At 39.9% G+C, this 20,310-nt stretch carries 14 protein-coding genes, 2 pseudogenes and 1 riboswitch; of the genes and pseudogenes, 11 read left to right on the top strand and 5 right to left on the bottom strand.

Going from position 1 to position 20,310, the window contains the following annotated elements; all coding sequences use genetic code 11:
• Positions 1 to 135 precede the first annotated feature (135 nt).
• The 7 genes from RCG17_RS10860 (at position 136) to RCG17_RS10830 (ending at position 8,197) form a co-directional block, all read left to right on the top strand.
• Positions 136 to 1,305, top strand: a complete 1,170-nt coding sequence (locus RCG17_RS10860; RefSeq protein WP_308175173.1) for a cobalamin-independent methionine synthase II family protein — start codon at positions 136 to 138, stop codon at positions 1,303 to 1,305.
• Positions 1,298 to 1,771, top strand: a complete 474-nt coding sequence (locus RCG17_RS10855; RefSeq protein WP_308175172.1) for a hypothetical protein — start codon at positions 1,298 to 1,300, stop codon at positions 1,769 to 1,771. Before RCG17_RS10860 ends, RCG17_RS10855 begins: the two co-directional genes overlap by 8 nt.
• A gap of 300 nt (positions 1,772 to 2,071) precedes the next feature.
• Entirely contained in the window at positions 2,072 to 3,343 is a 1,272-nt protein-coding gene (locus RCG17_RS10850; RefSeq protein ID WP_308175171.1) for an ATP-binding protein, read from the top strand.
• A gap of 464 nt (positions 3,344 to 3,807) precedes the next feature.
• Positions 3,808 to 4,683 (top strand): DMT family transporter, encoded by an 876-nt coding sequence (locus RCG17_RS10845; RefSeq protein ID WP_308175170.1) that lies wholly within the window; start codon positions 3,808 to 3,810, stop codon positions 4,681 to 4,683.
• Between the two features lie 347 nt (positions 4,684 to 5,030).
• Positions 5,031 to 5,552, top strand: a complete 522-nt coding sequence (locus tag RCG17_RS10840; RefSeq protein ID WP_308175169.1) for a DoxX family protein — start codon at positions 5,031 to 5,033, stop codon at positions 5,550 to 5,552.
• Positions 5,553 to 6,103: 551 nt separating this feature from the next.
• A complete protein-coding gene (locus RCG17_RS10835; RefSeq protein ID WP_308175168.1) occupies positions 6,104 to 6,667 on the top strand; it encodes an NfeD family membrane protein in 564 nt (187 codons plus the stop codon).
• Positions 6,668 to 6,685: 18 nt separating this feature from the next.
• The gene (locus RCG17_RS10830; protein ID WP_308175167.1) at positions 6,686 to 8,197 is read left to right on the top strand and encodes an SPFH domain-containing protein; all 1,512 of its coding nucleotides are present in this window, start codon (positions 6,686 to 6,688) and stop codon (positions 8,195 to 8,197) included.
• A 637-nt stretch (positions 8,198 to 8,834) separates the two neighbouring features.
• Here the strand turns inward: RCG17_RS10830 and RCG17_RS10825 are convergent.
• Together RCG17_RS10825 and RCG17_RS10820 are read right to left on the bottom strand one after the other, a co-directional pair.
• A complete protein-coding gene (locus tag RCG17_RS10825; RefSeq protein WP_308175166.1) occupies positions 8,835 to 9,743 on the bottom strand; it encodes a nuclease-related domain-containing protein in 909 nt (302 codons plus the stop codon).
• Between the two features lie 308 nt (positions 9,744 to 10,051).
• Positions 10,052 to 11,977 (bottom strand): S53 family peptidase, encoded by a 1,926-nt coding sequence (locus tag RCG17_RS10820; protein ID WP_308175165.1) that lies wholly within the window; start codon positions 11,975 to 11,977, stop codon positions 10,052 to 10,054.
• 351 nt (positions 11,978 to 12,328) lie between these two features.
• Positions 12,329 to 12,406: riboswitch (ZMP/ZTP riboswitch) on the top strand.
• Positions 12,407 to 12,462: 56 nt separating this feature from the next.
• Here RCG17_RS10820 and RCG17_RS10815 point away from each other — a divergent pair.
• On the top strand, positions 12,463 to 14,049 hold the full coding sequence (locus RCG17_RS10815; protein WP_308175164.1) for a glutamate/serine transporter AimA: 1,587 nt from the start codon (positions 12,463 to 12,465) through the stop codon (positions 14,047 to 14,049).
• Between the two features lie 60 nt (positions 14,050 to 14,109).
• Here RCG17_RS10815 and RCG17_RS10810 read toward each other — a convergent pair whose 3' ends face one another.
• Positions 14,110 to 14,550: a YaiI/YqxD family protein gene (locus RCG17_RS10810; RefSeq protein ID WP_308175163.1), complete on the bottom strand. Its 441-nt coding sequence runs from the start codon at positions 14,548 to 14,550 to the stop codon at positions 14,110 to 14,112.
• Positions 14,551 to 15,303: 753 nt separating this feature from the next.
• Between RCG17_RS10810 and RCG17_RS10805 the strand changes: the two genes are divergently transcribed.
• Both RCG17_RS10805 and RCG17_RS10800 read left to right on the top strand, forming a co-directional pair.
• Positions 15,304 to 16,011 (top strand): hypothetical protein, encoded by a 708-nt coding sequence (locus RCG17_RS10805; protein ID WP_308175162.1) that lies wholly within the window; start codon positions 15,304 to 15,306, stop codon positions 16,009 to 16,011.
• A gap of 242 nt (positions 16,012 to 16,253) precedes the next feature.
• Positions 16,254 to 17,096 (top strand): cupredoxin domain-containing protein, encoded by an 843-nt coding sequence (locus RCG17_RS10800; protein WP_308175161.1) that lies wholly within the window; start codon positions 16,254 to 16,256, stop codon positions 17,094 to 17,096.
• Positions 17,097 to 17,183: 87 nt separating this feature from the next.
• Here the strand turns inward: RCG17_RS10800 and RCG17_RS10795 are convergent, their stop codons facing one another.
• Positions 17,184 to 18,350, bottom strand: coding sequence for an ADP-dependent glucokinase/phosphofructokinase (locus RCG17_RS10795; protein WP_308175813.1), 1,167 nt, complete (start codon positions 18,348 to 18,350; stop codon positions 17,184 to 17,186).
• 27 nt (positions 18,351 to 18,377) lie between these two features.
• Positions 18,378 to 18,536: pseudogene (locus RCG17_RS10790) on the bottom strand (alanine racemase C-terminal domain-containing protein); the annotation flags it as partial.
• A 273-nt stretch (positions 18,537 to 18,809) separates the two neighbouring features.
• On the opposite strand from RCG17_RS10790, the pseudogene RCG17_RS10785 reads away from it, so the two are divergent.
• Positions 18,810 to 20,212: pseudogene (locus RCG17_RS10785) on the top strand (amino acid permease).
• The last annotated feature ends 98 nt before the right edge of the window (positions 20,213 to 20,310 follow it).

Genomic DNA, 20,310 nt, shown 5'->3' with positions numbered 1-20,310 from the left:
AGAAGAAGAAAGAACAGCTCAGAAGGTAGTCCATAGATTGAAGCGGCCCCCCCCTCGGCACACCCGTGGAAGCGGTCCTTCCACTCCAATCAACAAGCAAATTTCACACAGCCTAACCTTTGGGAGATGACAAACATGAAAACCTCATTACCGCTTTTTCCCACTTCCTTAATAGGAAGCATGCCAAGATCAAAAGAGGTTCTCAAGGCCCTCAGAATGATTAGAAGAGGAACGATGGAACTAAGCGACTTCAACAAGCTTATTGAGAGTGAAACGCAAAAGGTCATTAAGCTCCAGGAGAATCTAGGGATAGATATCATCACAAGCGGAGAACTCGGACGGGATAACTATGTGTCCTTCGTCTCCGATAGAATTGGCGGTGTGCGCATGATGAGCATGAGTGAAATGCTTGATTATATTGATGATAAACAGGCTTTTGAGAACATTTTGACTGCGCTTGATGTTCCGGCCGTCAGTATTAAAAATGCCATTTGTGTGGATAAGTTGACCTACAATGGTGATATTGTCGCAAATGAGCTATTGATGATGAAAAAGTTCACCAACAAGCCCGTTAAAATCACCATGCCGGGTCCCTATCTTTTGACCAGATCGATGTGGCTTCCCAATCTCTCTGGTAAAGCTTATGGGAGTAAGGAAGAACTTGGGCATGATGTCATCAAAATCATGAAGGATGAGATCGACCATCTTATGAGCATTGGGGTGGATGTGATTCAATTTGATGAACCCGTTCTGACCGAGGTTGTTTTTACAGAGGGAAAGCCACGGTCCTTTATGTGCGCCGCTCTTTCCGAGAGAAAGGATCCTAAAGAAGAACTCGAATTTGCCAGTTCGTTGATTGGGCAGATTATGGAGCATATCGATAGGAAAAAGACGGTTGCTTCGCTTCATGTCTGCAGAGGAAACTGGAGCAAGGATGAAAGTATATTATTGACAGGCCCCTATACGCCGCTGCTTGAGTTATTTTCTAGTGTGAATCCGAACCTTTTAACACTTGAATTCTCAACGCCAAGGGCAGGGGAGCTAAGTTCATTAAGGATATCAGACCATACAGCACTTGGCTTAGGAGTAATCAATCCACGTACGGATGAAATGGAGAAGGTGGACTCCATCCTTTCAAGAGTTGAGGAGGCCCTGTCGTATCTTCCAAAGGAAAAATTATGGCTCAATCCTGACTGCGGTTTTGCCACCTTCGCAAATAGCCCAGTGAACATCCTTGAAAATATCTCTGGAAAAATAGGCGCATTAACAGAAGCGGCTTCCATACTAAGGAGCAAGTATGAATAAGCGGCCACTAGATGAATCCAGGATTTTCGAAATGAACTTTAGGGGAACGTCGAATGATCTATCATCTGTGAAAATTTTTACAAACAAAAACAGCTTTCAGATCGAAAAGCAAATTAGTTTTGATTCAGAATACCAACCAATCAGCAGTCTCGAATACTTCGCAGGCTCTGTGTTAAGCAGCATCCTATTGACGCTCTTGGAACAGTCGAAAAAAAGAGGTTCAATGATTGAAGAAATTGAAGGAGTTTTGAACCTTTCACTGGAAAACCCGCTATCCTTGGTTGGTGTAAAAGGGTATGAGGAAGAACCGTTTATCAGAAAAATAACCGTAACCGCTTTTTTATATGTTGAACTTGAGGACGATGATTTTAATGATTTTTGCTTCGGGGCGCTTAAACATTCCCCTATTTACAATACGTTAAAAAGATCAATGCACCTTGAAGTCATATTTAAAAAACTTGTATGAGGGAAACAACGGGACGGTTCCAACGTTTCAGTCTAATCTACCTAGTGTTTCAATCCTTCATATATAAGACTCAGGGAATCACCAAAAATCTTCGCATCATGGCTTAATGACAACCACATGCATTATTCACCAAACCGTGTTAAAACCCATTCTGAATTTTTATGGGTTTTTCGCCAAAATGAAACACGCGAACCGTCCCCATGTTTCAGATGGTTCATTTTCCCATTTCATTACTTGCTTGTAATCATTTAAAATTTAATTAGAAAAAAATGAATGATTGTATGTGAAAGGGAGCCCGTAATGCAGAGTAATGCAAGTTCTAGTAAAAAAATCTCTTTTAAAATAACGATGCTCTATATTTTATCTAGTTTTCTCTGGATTTACTCGACCGATTGGATATTATCCTTGTTTCATGATCTCCAAATTGTTTGGGCAAGTACGGTAAAAGCATGTGTGTTTGTTACGATAACGGCCATTTTTTTATACAAATTAATTAAAAGAAATATTAAAAATATTGAAGATCGGGAGCGGCAGTTAAAAAGTCTTATTGAAAATAATATGGATGCCATCCTGCAATTGGATTTAACCGGAAACATCCTATCTGTTAATGATGTAACCGCGAAAGTCACGGGATTTAGTACAGGAGAGCTAAGGGAAATTTCTTTTAAAGATCTTATTTGCGAAAAGGATTTAGATAAAGTTCAAAAGCACTTTCATGAAATAGGAAAAGAAACGTCTTTCATGATTGAGTGCAGGTGTTTGACCAAAAATGGAAATTGTATCATTGTAAGTCTAAAAAGTGTACCGATTGTAATAGAGGAAAGGATGGTTGGGACATTCGTCATACTTAGGGATCTTACAAATTCAAAAGATAGAGAGGAACTGATCAGGAGATCGGAGAAGCTTTCCATTGTAGGGGAATTAGCTGCGGCTGTCGCACATGAAATTCGAAATCCGCTAACTTCAATAAAGGGTTTTCTCCAATTACTTGAAGGCAAGGAGACGGAGGATAAACAATATTATGACATTATGTTATCAGAAATTGAGCGCATCAATTTAATTGTAAGTGAGTTTATGGTCCTTTCCAAGCCTCAGGCGGTGACTTATCGAATTGAAAATATTACATCTTTATTAACAGATGTCATCACATTGCTTGAGACTATCGCCATTGTAAAGAACATAGAGGTCACAAAAGAGCTTGAACCGGATATGATGGTTAAATGTGAAGGAAATCAAATAAAGCAGGTATTTATCAATATCTTTAAAAATGCGATAGAGGCTGTTCGGGAAAACGGAAAAATCGATATTAAGATCACAAAATGGGAAGAAGATAAAGTACGGATTCAATTTACCGATAATGGGCGCGGGATCCCTAGCGACTTATTACCCAAATTAGGCGAACCCTTCTATACAACAAAAGAAAAAGGAACTGGTTTGGGTTTAATGGTCAGCTATAAAATTATCGAAGAACATCAGGGAACCATAATGATAGAAAGTGGAATAAATAAGGGGACAACCGTTGATATTATCCTCCCTTTGAATGGTACCCGTCACGACCCGATGAACCGTTAATCAGAAAAATAACCGTAACCTTTATTTATTTGCTGATCTTCAGGACAATGATTTTGATGGTTTTTGCTTTTAGGGCCTATTTACAATACGTTAAAAAGATCAATGGACCTTGAGGTGATATTTAAAAAGCTTGTATGAGGAGCCCAATTCAGAAGGTTTGAATTGGGTTTTTTTCTTGAAAAAGAGGGCGGACCCTCACTCAGTTTTGAGGTTTCTATGATGCCCGATCTCATAAAAAAGAAGAGAGATACGGCATTATAGAGTCTGGTATGGAATGATATAAAAAATCTCAATATTCTGCTACAATAAAAAACAAATTGACTAGAGGTGAATCAAAATGTATTGGACCCCATTATTTGAAAACGACGTACCAGTAGCACACTTCTGCTCTTAGTGGAGTGTGGGTGACTACCTCTCTCCGTTAGGGGCATTTTCGACCTAAAAAAAGACGGAGGGTATAAAAAATGAAAAACACATTATTAGGTTCGATATATTTAGCCTTAGCATCCAGTATTTGGGGCGGTATGTACGTCGTTGTTAAAGTTACAGTAATGGTCATACCTCCGCTGGAACTTGTGTGGATGCGCTATTTAGTGGCTATTGTCGCACTTCTAGTTATCGGCTTTATCTCACGGCAAAAATGGCAAATTGATAAACGGCATTTCTTAATCATCATAGCCATTGGGATCATTGGTAACGCCATTTCAATTGTGACGCAGGAAACGGGTACCATGCTATCGTCAGCACAAACGGGTGCGATTATCACCTCGGCAACACCAGCATTTATGGTTATTTTTGCTCGGCTGCTTCTTAAAGAACGATTCACGTTAAAAAAGGCACTTTCCGTTTGTTTAGCGACAATTGGGGTTTTTCTCATTGTTGGAGTCGGTCATGTGAATTTGTCCAGTAAACTTGGTGGTATTGCACTCTTGATTGCTGCGTTAACATGGGCGCTCATGTCTGTACTTGTAAAGCGTGTGCCGAGTGAATATTCACAAATTGTGGTTACAACCTATTCCATCCTGGTAGCCCTTATCGTGTTGACCCCATTTGTCTTGCCAAGGTTACATTCAATTCATATCTCGCAACTGACTCACCCGGCCATTTGGGGAGGAATCTTGTATTTGGGGATTGTATCAACAGCAGGTGGCTTTCTACTTTGGAATCGTGGATTACAAATGCTAAACGCCTCAAGCGGTGGGCTGTTTTTCTTCTTTCAACCCGTGGTGGGGACATTACTCGGATGGCTTATTTTAGGAGAGAGCATTGGTGTAACGTTTTGGATAGGATCTATCCTCATTCTTACTGGTGTTTTATTTGTTATCAAAGAGAAAAAATAGTTACTTTAAACCCCTTCAACTATACCTGAAGGGGTTTTGCTAAAATTTAGGTGATTGCGTTGGTGAATGAGGTAGAAGGTAACATAGAACCATCTATATGACCGAAAGCCGAAAAGAATGAAGTAGAAGGTAATATAGAACCGTTCGATGTAAAGACTGCCTCCGTTGAGACGGTTTTTTCATGAAACCTTAGGGTTGGCTAATTGATAATCGTTGTCAATTTTTGTTCAATTCTTTTTGAACTATATGTGAATTATTGAACAAAAAGCCCTTAATTCGAGATAAATTATTTATAATAACAGTGTAATCAAGTTAATAATTATGTTTATAAAAAAGGAGTCTTTTATATGTTTAACAAATTTTTAAGAGAAAATAAAATTGCTGCTTACATTCTAACTGTCATTCGACTTTATGTTGGTTATGAATTCATGCTGGCGGGATTTGAAAAAATATCTGGCGGCAAGTTTGATGTAACTGGATTTTTAACAGGAGTAGCTGCGCATCCAGTTCTTAGTCCAACAAAAGCAGTTGAATATCCAACATATGTTAGTTTCTTAAAACACTTTGCCATACCAAATGCACACCTTTTCAACGTCCTTGTTCCTTATGGTGAGTTTTTAGTTGGTGTAGGTTTAATCCTTGGATGCTTAACAACAGTAGCGGCATTTTTTGGACTAGTCATGAACTTCTCTTATGTGTTTGCTGGAGTAGTTTCTAGTAACCCATTAGATATTTTACTTGGTGTGATCATCCTTGCTGCTGGTTTCAATGCAGGACGTATCGGTTTAGACCGTTGGGTAATCCCATTCGTTCGTAAATTTGCTGCCAAAGGAAATGATACTACCCATTCTGTTAAACACAGTGCGTAATGCAAAAATTCAATATAAAAGAGGTTAGAATGCTATGGAAGCCATTCTAGATGTTGAAGTTGAAACAGAAAACCCATTCGAGTATGTGAATTACATTGCCATTCCCTATCAGATTTCAGAATTGTTAAGTGCAATCCAGGAATAAAAAATTCAGATTAACCCACAGGTGAAATCCCCCAAGAGCCTGTGGGTTTTCCACGTTTTGTGCCCCCGAGAAACTCTGCTTTTTGACTTAACTAAGCTCATAAATAGTTATTAAAAGCGCTTGTAAGGCAACATTATTCAACCAATTGCTCCAACTCCTCCATGAAAACCCCCATAAACACCACCCTTTCACCTTCTATATAGGAAGAAAGGGGGCAAAAGGACAGGTGAGATTTAGTGAAATTTTTGTGAACTGGTACTTGAGTGCTTTCTGTTTTTTTAAAATATTTGGTGCCTTTAATACTGTTAGCTCTGGTAAAATATGTTTATAGAGTGCTTTCAGTTTAGGGAAAGTCAAAGAACGATCCGTAAAGCAAGCTCATATAACTGAAAAGGCGGTGATGACTTTGCACGTCGATGGAGCCACAATGGAACACATTTATTGGTATCTGTTGATTGGAGGCGTCATATTATTAATCGTTGTTTTACTATTAGGCGACCTCATGGATGCAATAACGGGCCATCTAGATGTATTGCCCTTTGGACCGAGCGAAGTCGTATTGTTTGCAAGTTTTCTAGGCGGAGTTGGGTTGATTCTTCAAAAAATGATCCATTCCGTGTTTCCGTCAAATGGAATATTAATGATTTCTGCACTAGGAGCTCTTGTCTTTACGTTTCTTATTTCTTATTTCTTCTTACGACCTTTAAAACATATGGAGAATTCTTCTGCTATTGATTTAGAAGATATGGTGGGCAGAAAAGGAATTATTACAATGGGAATAGGGGAAGGAACGGATTCATTAGGTGAAGTAAAAGTTGAACATGACTTAGGATTTATTTTTCGAACAGCCATCAGCAGGGATGGAAATGCCATTCCGTTAGATGCAGAAGTAATTGTATGGGAAGTAAAAGATAACCGATTTGTTGTTTTTCAAAGAAACACTGCTGAAATAGATATTTTTAAATTCTAATAGGAATGAGGAGATTTCATGGCTTCAACAATTGGTATAGGCGGCGTATTAGTAGTCGTCATATTGGGCGTAATCCTTTATGCCATTAGCCGGTATAAGGTTGTAGGAAGAGACACGGCGATGGTGATTACAGGGAGTGCTTTGGGCAACAGAAACGTAGAAACAGATGAACAAGGGAAAAAAATTAAAGTTGTTGTCGGTGGAGGAGCTGTAGTTTTACCAATTATTCATAAAATGGGGACAGTGAGCCTGCAGCCTTCAAACTTAACCGTTGAAGCAAAAGGGATTGTAACTAGAGAGGATGTCCCCATTAACGTTACGGCTGTGGCAACGGTGAAATTTTATAACGATACAAAAAATCTGATTAGTGCGGCGGAAAACTTTTTAGGCGTGCAGACGGAACATCGTGAACAACAAATCCGCCAGATTTTAGAGGGACATTTAAAGGCGATCATCGCAACATTAACCGTTGAGGAAGCGAATAAGAATCGGGATAGCTTTTCTTCCTCTGTCAAAAGAACCAGTGAAACCGATTTACAGAAACTCGGGATTGAAATTGTTACGTTTAATATTACCCACGTTACGGATGACCATGACTACATTAGCAGTTTGGCGCAAAGGCGTACGGCAGAGGTAAAACGGGATGCAGAGGTTGCTCGTGCGAATGCCGAGAAGGAGCAGAGAATTCAAGTTGCTCAGGCAAAAAAAGAGGCGACTTCTGCTGAGTATGAAAGAGCGGCTGAAATCGCAGAAGCGAAGAAAAATAATGAATTAAGACTTGCCGAATTTAAAATCGTCGAAGATACAGCAAAAGCGAATGCTGCGATTGCCTTTGAACTACAAACGACGCAACGTAATCAAGAATTAAAGCAACAAGAGATTCAAGTAGAAATTGTCGAACGTGAAAAGAAAATTGAGTTGGAAGAAAAAGAGATTCAAAGAAAAGAAAAAGAGTACACGGCCACTGTTGTGAAATTGGCCGATGCTGAATATTATAAAAAGGTTAAAGAATCAGAAGCTGAAAAGATTCGCATTCAAAATCAATCGGAAGCTTTAAAAATCCAGGAAATTAACAAGGCCGAAGCTGAGGCGAGGAAAGTAGAATTAGAAGGTCTTGCTAATGCAAAGGCTATTGCTGCTGAAGGGGAAGCGACCGCATCAGCCATTGAAAAACAGGGGATGGCGGAAGCAAATGTATTGAGAGAAAAAGCAAGGGCATTCGAAGAATTTGGCAATGCTGCCATTATGGATATGATCATTAAAATGTTACCGGAATACGCAAAAGCCGTTGCTGAACCGATTGGTAATATTGATAAGGTAACCGTTATTGACTCTGGAAATGGCAGCGGAATTTCAACTGTCAGTGGTAATATAACCAGTTTAATGGCCGGCCTGCAGGAATCTCTGAAAGAGACAACAGGATTGGACTTGAAAGAACTGATAGAAAACTATTCAGGGAAACATAACTTAAAAGGTGAACTTGGGGCGATTGCTCAGGGTATTAAAGAAATTAGTAAAGATGGTGAATAATTTTTTTGCTGGGATCTATTATGAAAATGGATCCCTTTTTTAAAAAAAACAGTCGGAGTCATTGGTTCAATAAGGTCGGTGACAAGATAACTTCGGACAAGGCAAAGCAAAAAAAGGGTGGTCGTGTCCGAAGACGGGTAAACTTCGGACAAAGCAAGGCGAAAAAAGGGTGATCGTGTCCGAAGTCGGGTTAACTTCGGACAAAGCAAAGGCAAAAAGGCGTGGCCATGTCCGAAGTTTAAGTTCAAGATAACTTCGGACAAAGTAAGGTAAAAAAAGGGTGGACGTGTCCGAAGTCGGGCTAGCTTCGGACAAAGCAAGGCGAAAAAAGGGTGGACGTGTCCGAAGACGGGCTAACTTCGGACAAAGCCAAGGCAAAAAGGCGTGGCCATGTCCGAAGTTTAAGTTCAAGATAACTTCGGACAAAGTAAGGTAAAAAAAGGGTGGACGTGTCCGAAGTCGGGCTAGCTTCGGACAAAGCAAGGCGAAAAAAGGGTGGACGTGTCCGAAGACGGGCTAACTTCGGACAAAGCAAACGCAAAAAGGCGTGGCCATGTCCGAAGTTTTAGTTCAAGTTCAAGATAACTTCGGAACATTGTCTGAATATCACACCATACACCAACACCAGACCCGGGAATTATTTAAAAAAACAGTCGCTCGTTTTTCCAAAAGCCGCAAAGTTCTTGTTTAAAACCCTACGAAAAGTCTTTTTTGATAGACCAATGTTGCACCACTCGTAGATGCCCGAAGTCGTAACCTTCCTTTCAGGGAACAGCAGCTGAAACTCCCTCACATTCCGCAAAATCCCTTCTTCAACCGTTTCATGACCTCCACACTTTCCGCAAACTAAAGTATGATTTTGAAAAGTGACTAAAAAGGAATAACAAAATTTACAAAAGAGATTCTTTTGCAGCTGCTCATAATTATATTTTGGAACTAACGAAAATGGATTTTTAGTTTGATGCAATGAAATTAATCGGTGGGCCAGTTTTTTTTGCCCATCATTCAACTTGGAAGGTGTTTGATTGATGCCTTTTAAAAACCGATCAACTTGATTGGGAAGAATAATTGGCAAGTCCCTAGAGGCATTGTATAAGGCGAATTCTGGGTTTATAAAAATAACAGAGGCTTCAACGAGGTAATGTAGCTTGAGGATTTGGAGCAGTTGGCGGAATTGGGAGGCACTATTCTGTAATTGTCTGATAGGATTTTTATATTCACGGCCGGTTTTAACGGAGTAAAATCTGTCATTCTCCAGGCAAAAATCACCTTCGAAATTTTTAATATCCAGTAGTCGAATGATTTCCTGTGAAATCATTGTGGTATCAATTTGAAAATAAGAATTACCTACTCTTAGCAGCAAGTCATTAATGAGATATCTTTCTTCTTGATGACTTTCTGCCATCCTGTCAAATTTCACCTCACCTTCATACCCTTTTTCGAGGTTGAAATAATGGGACTTGTCTTCTAGTGATAACTCCATCCTGTTGTTTAATGATCGCATTTTCAGTAATTCATCAGATTCAGTTCTGCTTTTCAGTAACATAAGCCACTTCCTTTCTTCCTATCTAAGCCTATTTTATAAAAATACAAGAAAGATAAATGTGAATATTCCGTTAAATTTTTACAGACCTTCAATTTCTTCCCCCCATAATAAATGCACCAGAACCTGATCAGCAACAACGAAAACCTTTCAGGAAAAAGGCATGATAAGCAGCACCATATATTTCATCTAAGAGGATTCAATATCAGGGAAGGCACTAAAAACTCCCATTAAACCGACATCATCATTTTTTTCAAAAAAAAAGCCAAAACCCATCCTGCAAAAAAATGGGGACGGGCTTTGGTTAAAAATTATCGTGAGAACTTATCTGCCAGTGCTGCGATATCAGGAACACCAAGTCCTGTAGCCTGGTTATAAACGGTACCAGGAGTTCCTGTATAGTAACCGTTATCGTTAGTAGCACCTGTCGTGTTTAATGGATGTAACGGTGAAGTCTTTTGCTGGGCAAAGCGGTAGATTTGTGTATTCCAGAATCCAACTTGCGTATGGTCAGCGCTGTTGATTAGGGCAGACAGGCCGCATAATTGTGGAGACACGAACGAGGTTCCACCGTAGACAGCATATCCTGAATTTGTTCCAGGAGCACCTGGGTCGCTGAACCATACTTTATATCCAGTATATGGATCGGCATTCATGGAAAGATCCGGTACGTTCCGGCCTGTTCCTTTTCCTTTCACAATGGTTGCAGCGGCATCTCTTGTTAAGGAAGATTGGTCTGCATTTGGAGTCCATTGTTTTACTGCTGTGAAGGTATTGACTCCTTTAACCCCTTTTTGGTAGAGAGGTGTGCTGAACAGCTGGCTGAAACCGCCGCCACCCCCAACGAGGTATCTGTCACCCCAGCCTTGAGGCGTATTTAATCCTCTCGCATCGAAATAATTATATAAATAATCCCAGCCCCAAGCACGTTCCTGGTCATTGCTTACATCGACATTATAAGTAGTTGAATGGAAGTGGAACGGTAAGGTTGTACCACCTGCAGCCGTAATATAGGGGCTGTCTGCCGGACTATCGACTGATAGTGAATCAGCATTCGGAACTCCGGAGCCAATCCCCCATTCTCTTGCGGCATCATACGCCCCTTCGTCTCCCGATGCGGCAAACATGGAGATGCCTTGAGCAGCTGCCTGCATAAACAGTTGATTGAACACCTCTGCGTATTGAGGTGTTTCCTGTTGCAAGCCAACAAGGTAATTTATGGTCGGCTCGCTTTCTCCCCAGCTTACTGAAATTTGTTGTGCTTTATTATCATTAATGGCCTGGGCGAAAGCATCAGCAAAACCAGTGTCACTGTTTGGCCCGACATACACATTAATATTTGCCTGTGGTGCTAACGATCCTGATTGTTGAACATCCAAGGTCGTCTCATCATAGCCATCCCAGCCTGACCCGCCGTCTACATTAGTTTTCGTGATTCGGTTTTCTTTTGCTGGTATTCCTGCATTAGCCCAGAATTGATAGGCATCTTCGGGGTTAAAATCAGCCAGGCTAACGACTCCAATTGTCTGACCTGAACCCGTGGCGCCTTTATCGTATAAAGGTTGTACATTGTATTGCTTGATTAAATCTTTAGGATCAAGACTTAGGGGGCCTACTGGGGTGCTCCCGTTTTCCTCCAACGGAACCACCTGTTTAACCGCATGGGAAGTGTAATTGGAATAGTTGCTTAATCCTAAGATACAAAGAATATCTTTTCCGAACGTGGCGGGTACTTTTGGATTGTCTTCTGTGCCGTGAAATTCCTTTTCTTTATACTTTTCTTTTTTTAATTTAACAGAAAAGGCCTTGTTAAACTGATCGGCTGTACCATTGGCTGTGATGATTAAATTGTTCGGATAGACACTTGTTTTGATGCCGAATGCATTTAGGTAACTGGTGGCTCTGTTAATCGATTCCGGATCGGCTCCAAAGTTTTTCTTGAATTGATCAACAGAAAGATAGTGACGGTAATTTCTGTTTCCAGGTGTAGTTGTATTTTTGATAAATTCTGCAAGATCATTTTTGTTGTTGATTTTCATCACGATGTCGACTGTAACCGGGGTATCACCAGGAACATTTCCAAATACACTGGCGTTTTGTAAAACTTGAGGATTAATTCCTTGCTGGACAGCTACATTTGTTGGTGTTGCTGCATTTGTGAGAGAAGGTACAGCTGTCAAAAGCATCATTGAACTGAAGGTTGAAACGGCAGAAAATTTTTTCCAAAGTTTTTTCATTTAACCCCTTCTTTCTTTTGGAATAGTTATGTACAAATTCTCTTGTACAACCTAAATTATGTAACAAACTAGCATTGAATAACAATATAAAATATTCTTATTTTTCTGACATAATTTTTCGTATTTAATTATAAATCCTAAAGGTTGGTCAATATAATTTTAAATGGGACTTATTCTGTTTTTACAATACGTAGAAATGTATGGGAATGTTTGTTTTTTGAACTTAAGTTACCTAATTTATGAATTTTTATTAGGAAGTTTGCGCCAAAATCCGAAATATAAAGTTTTTATTATAACGAATATATGTATTGTGAATAGTGTAAAAATCCTTTATACTAATAAAAAAACTATACTTCTATATGTAACTGGCGCACATGGATTACCATGAGGGAGCATATAGACTATTCGTCGTACGCCTGGGCAAACACTTGATTTATATATAGATCGAGTGTTTTTTATTTTTCTAGGGAGAGGTGCAGGCAGGGATGGGTAATTTGCAAAGAAAAATGGGGACATTTGCTTTAACGATGACTGGTATTGGTTCGATTATCGGATCAGGCTGGTTGTTTGGAGCGTGGAAGGCTGCTCAAATTGCTGGGCCAGCAGCTATTTTTTCTTGGATAATCGGTATGGTTGTTATTTTATTCATTGCTTTATCTTACGCAGAGCTTGGGGCTATGTTTCCGGAAGCTGGAGGGATGGTTAAGTATCCTCAATATTCACATGGCTCTTTTATTGGATTTTTAGCGGCGTGGGCGAACTGGATCTCAATTGCGTCGACGATTACGGTGGAGGCCATTGCCTCGGTACAATATATGAGTACGTGGCCTTGGAAATGGGCAGTATGGACTCATTCTCTCGTTCATAACAATATCTTAACGATCAAAGGAGTGTTCATCGCTGCTGTACTACTATTAGTCTATTTCTTCGTCAACTATTGGACGGTCAATCTTTTTGCGAAGGCGAATTCATTTATTACTGTTTTGAAATTAATTGTTCCAGGAGTCGTGGTGGGAGCGTTGTTTTTTGCTGGATTCCATAGCGGGAACTTTACAAGTGCTCAAGGAATGGCGCCATACGGCGGGGCAAGTGTGTTAACAGCAGTCGCCACTTCTGGTATCGTGTTTGCCTTTAACGGATTTCAAAGTCCTGTTAACATGGCAGGGGAAGCGAAGTCACCGAATAAATCGATTCCGATTGCTGTTATCGGCTCTATTTTAATCGCAGGTTTTGTCTATATTATTTTACAAGTTGTGTTTATCGGTGCTGTTGAGCCGTCGATGATTGTGAACGGCTGGAATCATCTGAATTTTAATTCCCCTTTTGCCGATTTGGCCTTGGCTCTTGGGCTTAACTGGTTATCCATTGTATTATATGCTGATGCATTTATATCACCTTCTGGTACAGGGTCTACTTATACCGCTACAACATCGCGGATGATTTATGGGATGCAAAAAAATGGGTACTTGCCGAAAATCTTTGGTACTTTGCATCCACTATACGGTGTACCTCGTCCTGCGATGTTTTTAAACTTAGGCGTATGTTATCTCTTTTTATTTTTATTCCGTGGATGGGGCGTTCTGGCTGAAATCATTTCAGTTGCAACTCTTATTTCGTACATCATGGGACCTGTTGCGTTAACCACATTAAGACGTACTGCTGCTCAATTTAATCGGCCGTTTCGCTTAAAAGGTGCTTCCGTTATTGCACCATTGGGATTTGTTTTTGCATCCTTGACTTTATACTGGGCGCGCTGGCCGTTAACCGGAGAAGTCGTGTTCATCATGGCCATTGGACTTCCGATTTACTTTTATTATCAAGCGAAAAATAAATGGATTGGATTCAAAAAACAATTTACTTCAGGTGTTTGGATGCTTCTTTACTTAGGATGTATGATTTTGATTTCTTATATTGGAAGTGAGAAGTTCGGCGGAAAAAATATCATTCCATTTGGCTGGGATATGGCGGTCATCGCTTGTCTGGCACTTGGCTTCTATTATTGGGGAGTGAAAAGCGGGATTAAAACAGAATACATGGATGAGGCGGAAGAAATTAATAAATTTGTAGCGTAGATCTAGCGATTTGCGCAGCGCTGGAAAAAACATGGTTGTTTATGACCATGTTTTTTTGCGTTATTGTGAAATCACTTTTTTAAAAAGTATCCTAAAGTTCTCCCTGTCTTCTGTTGTAAATGGTTTTGGCCCCTTTGTACGCTTTCCGCTTTTTCGAGCCATTGCACTAAAATAACGTGTTTGCAATAATTGGTCAATGTTTTCATTCGTATAGCTAAAGCCTTTATGGTGTAGGACTGTGCAGCCTTTTGCTAAACCTAGTGAAGCAAGACCGTAATCCTGCGTAACGATTATATCTCCTTTTTCCACCAACTTCATAATCCGATAATCCGCAGCATCGGCGCCAGAATCAACATAAATGGTGTCCACTCCTGATGGCTGTTCTGCACTGGAAAAATGAGAAAAGCTAGTAACAAGGATCACAGGGATTTTCGCATTCGTACCCTCAGAGATAATAATATCTTTTACCGGACAAGCATCTGCATCAACATAGATCTTCATCTTTATCTCTCCCATAAATAAGTTCGAATTGATAGTGATATTAACGGCAGATCAGGATTTTGTCAAATCGATTAATCAATAACATTGAAAAGTAGGAGAGGCGGCTGCGGCCTATGATGCCGGATCTCATAAAAAAAGTAGGAGAAGTGGCACCATAGTGGCTGTATGATGCCAGATCTTATAAGAAAAGCAGAAGAAGCGGCACCATAGTGGCTGTATGATGTCGGATCTCATAAAAAAAGTAGGAGAAGTGGCACCGTAGCGACTGTATGAAGCCAGAGCGGGCATGGAAGAAAAAGTTGCAAAAAGGCATAAAGCCAGTAAAACAAATTCAATCTGGATTTTAAAGGTAAGGATATTAGAAATAAGTGGTATAATAGAAATTCAAAATATGGAGGAGGAACTTATATGAATCTATTAGTAGCAGTCCTTATTTCGGTGATTGCAATTCTGGCAGCGATTGGAATTAGAGCTCAAATGGATTGAAAAAAAGACCGCATTATTGCGGTTTTTTGAATAGGCTCATCCTTAATGAAGTTCTACAAGAAAAGGATGTGTTTTATTACGTATCGCTAGGTGATATGACTCTTGTAATTTCATATAAAAGCCTTCACATTTAATAGAGAAAGAGGTAAAAATACGATATGATATCTAATTGTCTGAAGGCGATACGAACAAGCCTCAAGACGATACGGTACGCGATATACATTAAAACAAGATACATAACTTGAAATGAGAAAAAGGATGAGCGATATGCGAAGTGATATACAACCGAATGAACGAGCTTTCTCTTCCAAGGAAGTGGCAGAAGAAGTGGGGATTGCAACACCCACTGTTCGAAAGTATGGCCAAATATTAGAGCGAAATGGATATGAGTTTGTAAAAGATGGTGATCGCCGCATCTTTGTTCAATCCGACATCAAAGTGCTCATTGCGCTACGCGATACAGACAAGCCTCTAGACGATACAGCTAAAGATCTCGTGAATGAACAAAAAGAAAAATTAGAAGGATCCAATGAAAAAGTGATTGCCATACCCGATACATTGGCCAATTTACCCCAAGATCCCAATCAATTAAGAGAGATATTTATGTTTTTAGTCAATGAACTCGCAGCCACACGTGAAATGAATGTCCAATTGAAAAACGATATGTCGGAGCTTAAAACAACGGTTTCCCGACTCCAGCAAGATCATCATGCTATAAGTTCCAATATTGGAAATTCAGCGCAAAAAACGAATACTAAAATTGAAAAATTAGCGGAACAACAAAAGACTCATTTTGAAACGTTGCAGCGACAAGAAAAACAAGTAAACGAATTCTTATCAAATGAAATACAAAATTTGAGGGACGAACAGCAAAAAGTATGGCGTTCACAGAATGATTTTAATCAACGTTTAGAAGAAGCGATACAAAAACCAAAAGGAAGATGGGAGAGACTTTTTTTCATATTCCGAAAGTAACATGATGCTGTAAATGATTTTCATTACTAATTAGAGCTAAGGCGACTACGACTATCGGATTCACTATTTTTCAAATTTCAATGTTTCCCTGGAAATAACAACAAATTCTGCTAACTGGAATCGCACTCATGGCTGGGAAAACGGAATATTTTGGAATAGTTTAGGAAATTTAAAATTGCCTTATGATTCCCAGGAAACTTCATATGATTTCCATGTTCAAATTTTTCTGAGGAGGTTTTTTCATGTTCAAAAAAGCGAATAAAGGTGCTATCGCAGTCGCTCTGGCTTCTCTTGTCTTCCTCTCTTTAGCAGGATGTGGGACAAGCCAATCGACAAAATCAATTAAGGCTGCTACACCTCAGACAAAAACGGCTTTCAATCAGTATATCGTTGTAGAAGCGGGTGCAAAACTCGGTCCTGATGGGAAGAAGCACGATGCCTTTATCAATGGTGATATACAAATTACACAAAACCAACCAGTCACTCTTCACTTTTTGAATTATGATGATGCGGAACATACCTATGTTTCACCTAAACTTGGACTTGGGGTAAAAATCAAAGAATCCACTAAGAAAGGTCAGCCCAAAGAGACCACCTATACCTTTACCCCTTCCAAATCAGGCACGTTCCCATGGAATTGTACGGATGCCTGCGATGATACTGAAGAATGGTCAATGTCGCAGCAAGGTTATATGACAGGAAAGATTACGGTTCTTCCAGCTAGTAACCAAGTTCAACATGTATCTATGGTGGTGAACCATAGTTATAAATTGGGCTCGGATGGAAAAAAACATGATTCCTTTGCGACTGGCGACATCACTGTGAAAGCTGGACAGGCGGTAGAGGTGACAGTTTATAGTCTTGATCAGAACGAGCATTCCATTACAGCTAAAGACCTTGGACTCAATTTCGTAGCGAAAGCGAGTAAGAAAGACGGTGTTCCCGCTGTCTCCACTTTCACTTTTACTCCACAAAAAGAAGGGAAGTTCATGTGGAATTGTACGGTCCCATGCGATAAGGTAGCCGATGGCTGGGCAATGTCACATGATAATTATATGATGGGTTATTTCAATATAGTTAAATAACAAAGAACCGACAGATCATTGCCGGTTTTTTGTTATTTAAAGTAATAAGGATAATATATTCATAGGGGAAATAAAAAACAGCATACCTTAGCCCCAAGGGACTATTACTGGTGCTTCCACCAATACTCCAGAAGTAAAGGTATCTCCTAAGCCGGTGGTACTGACGGTTACTCCGATATAGGCAGGGGCGATCGTGATATCTCTCCGATCACGTGTTAATTCGTGCAGCTTCTTGCCTCTTGTGTTTAGGCTGGCATCAGCCGTTACTTTCCGGATGGTCTCCTCGTTGCAAATTTTACCCGTTACAGCCCGGGAATAGGCAAATCGATTTCCATTTAATAATGCTTTTGCCCACGGTGATGTATCATATTGAGCCGATTGAATGGCTGAAAACTCCTTTGTATGTAGAATCACATGGGAAACACTGAGTACTTCGCAAGCATTTCCGATGAAATTAAGTAAGACCTCATCTTCATAGCTTAACAGCGGGTCCTTTATTCCGAGTAATTCTTGATATTCGTCTTCATTTAGCCCAATCGTATCAACATAGCTCCCAAGTGTACGGATGATTTTCCACTGTTCATCCAAAGACCAAATTGAAGCAAGTTCAAGATGAACGTTTGGCTTGTTATTTCCCAGGGTGTCCAGCATTTGAATCGTCTTTTGTAAAAGAGAATTAACTCCTTTACTGCCATCAACGGCATTATATCCAGCCACTAACATCCAGGAGATATCCTGTTCCCTTAATTTTTCAATAAACTTCGTTGCAATCATATCGCATGGATATTCATGCTCCTTGCGAAAAATAATTCGGTTAAGCGAACCACTGTCTTCGTATTCAAGAATATAATGCCTGGGTACTTCACCTTCCTGGTCCGATAACAGGGTCAGTCCTTTATATTCTGAAACTAATGCGGTTAATTCCGTCGATTGTATCGGAACATTCACCAGTGCACGATAGCCTGCAAAGCTTGCCACACAACCAGCCTGTAGGCCGCCGCCGCCGATCGCATTCTTCCATATTAAATTTTTTTCTAAACGGTTCAGAATGGTCTGATCCGCAACAATATACTCTGCTCCGCTGCCCTTTTGAACATTCCAGTCAACGGCTGAACAAAAATCCTCCCACGAATGAATGACAGCCTTTGGTGTCCCGCCGCGGGCATGTTCCTTGATCTCTTCATAAAACTTTTGTGAAAGGTTGGCAATGACATCAATATCCGCAGTAAATCCACATGCAATGGGTCTCAACATTTCCCGCTCCTCGCATAAAACGACTTCATCATTCATTTTGCCCAATAATTCTGCGTTGGTATCAGTGGATTGAAAAGAAGATTTGTTGTATCCAAAGATGGTTACTGCATTACCAGTTTGGGACTTTGGAACTTCTGTAAAACCGACTATTGTCAGGTCCATGCACATTCGTCCTCTAATGGGAGATTTCTGTCCATGTAATTAGACCAGTTTTGAGATCACTACCAAAAATTAAGGGAAAGAAAAATCAAAAAAATGTTACAATATATAAAGTTAGATTTATGACAATCTATCAAGTACTATCATTGCAAGAAGAGGTTAATCTTAGCTATTATGTTTTAAAACTATTTTACAAATAATTTAAAGGGAAAAAGATGGTTTAATAGCATTGAATGTTTTAAACTATTTTTTCAGATGGGATGAAAAATCAGAAGTGGGTCAAGCAGGGAGGAATTCATTATGAGTAAAAACACCCTAGAAAAAGAGCTTCATCGCGGTTTAGAGGAAAGACATATTACTTTGATGTCTTTGGGAGCTGCTATTGGGGTCGGTTTGTTTCTTGGGTCAGCATCAGCCATAAAGCTCGCTGGACCAGGTATTTTGGTCGGCTATGCCGTAGCAGGTCTTATCATGTTTTTTATTATGCGGGCCCTTGGGGAGATGGCGATTCAAAAACCTGTTGCTGGTTCATTTAGTCAATATGCGCATGATTATTTAGGACCGCTTGCCGGTTATATAACCGGTTGGAATTACTGGTTTTTATGGGTTGTTACCTGTATGGCGGAAATTACTGCTGTTGGTATTTATATGGAATACTGGTTTCCATCGGTTCCACGCTGGATTTGGTCACTTGCTGCACTTGTCATTATGGCCTTAGTTAACATTCTTGCTGTAAAGGCTTATGGTGAATTGGAGTTTTGGTTTGCCCTTATCAAAATTGTTACGATTGTTTGTATGATCGTGGTTGGGGCTGGAGTCATTTTCTTTGGGCTTGGTAATGGAGGTATTGCCACAGGGATCCATCATTTATGGCAGCATGGCGGATTCTTCCCACATGGAATAAAGGGGATTTTAATGTCCCTGCAAATGGTTATGTTTGCTTACCTTGGGATTGAAGTGATTGGAGTAACAGCTGGTGAGACTAAAAATCCAGAGAAAAATCTGGCAAAAGCCATTGATAATGTGTTTTGGCGTATTCTTATTTTTTACATAGGAGCACTAACCGTTATCATGTCCATTTATCCATGGAATGAGCTTGGTTCAAAGGGAAGTCCATTTGTTCTTACTTTTGAGCAAATTGGAATACCTGGGGCTGCGGGTATCATCAATTTTGTTGTTCTAACTGCTGCTCTATCCTCCTGCAATAGTGGGATCTTTAGCACGGCAAGGATGTTATTTAATCTTGCACAAAATGGAAATGCACCCCAAAATTTGGAAAAGTAACAAAAAGCGGCGTGCCGGGTTTAGCCGTTATCGTTTCTGCCGCCGTTTTGCTGATTGGCGTTCTTTTAAATTATATTGTCCCGGCAAAAGTATTTACCTGGATCACAAGTATTTCAACGTTTGGAGCCATTTGGACTTGGGCAATCATTCTTCTATCTCAAATTCGTTATCGTAAGAGTTTAATGCCAGAGGAAAGGAATACACTAAAATTCAAAGTACCTTTATTTCCATTTTCTTCTTACTTATCTCTTGCATTTTTAGCCCTGGTCATTGTTGTTATGGCATTTGATCCGGATACAAGGATTGCCTTGTATATTGGGCCACTATTCATCGTTTTTTTAATTGCTTTTTACTATATCAAAGGTTTAAATAAAAGGGATGCAGTTATACCAGCAGCAGAGGGGAAAAAGGCACAGTAAGTAGTCGTTCGAGCCTGTTGCATTACTATTTAAGCTTGTTTGAAGAGGACAGAGTTTACTACTTTGTCCTTTTATTTTTTGAAAAAGGAATGAATGAG

This window comes from Neobacillus sp. PS3-12 (genome assembly GCF_030915385.1).
GTDB lineage: Bacteria > Bacillota > Bacilli > Bacillales > Cytobacillaceae > JAEVLT01.
The sequence above is the reverse complement of the archived record's forward strand: the minus strand, read 5'-3'. Positions and strand labels throughout refer to the sequence as shown.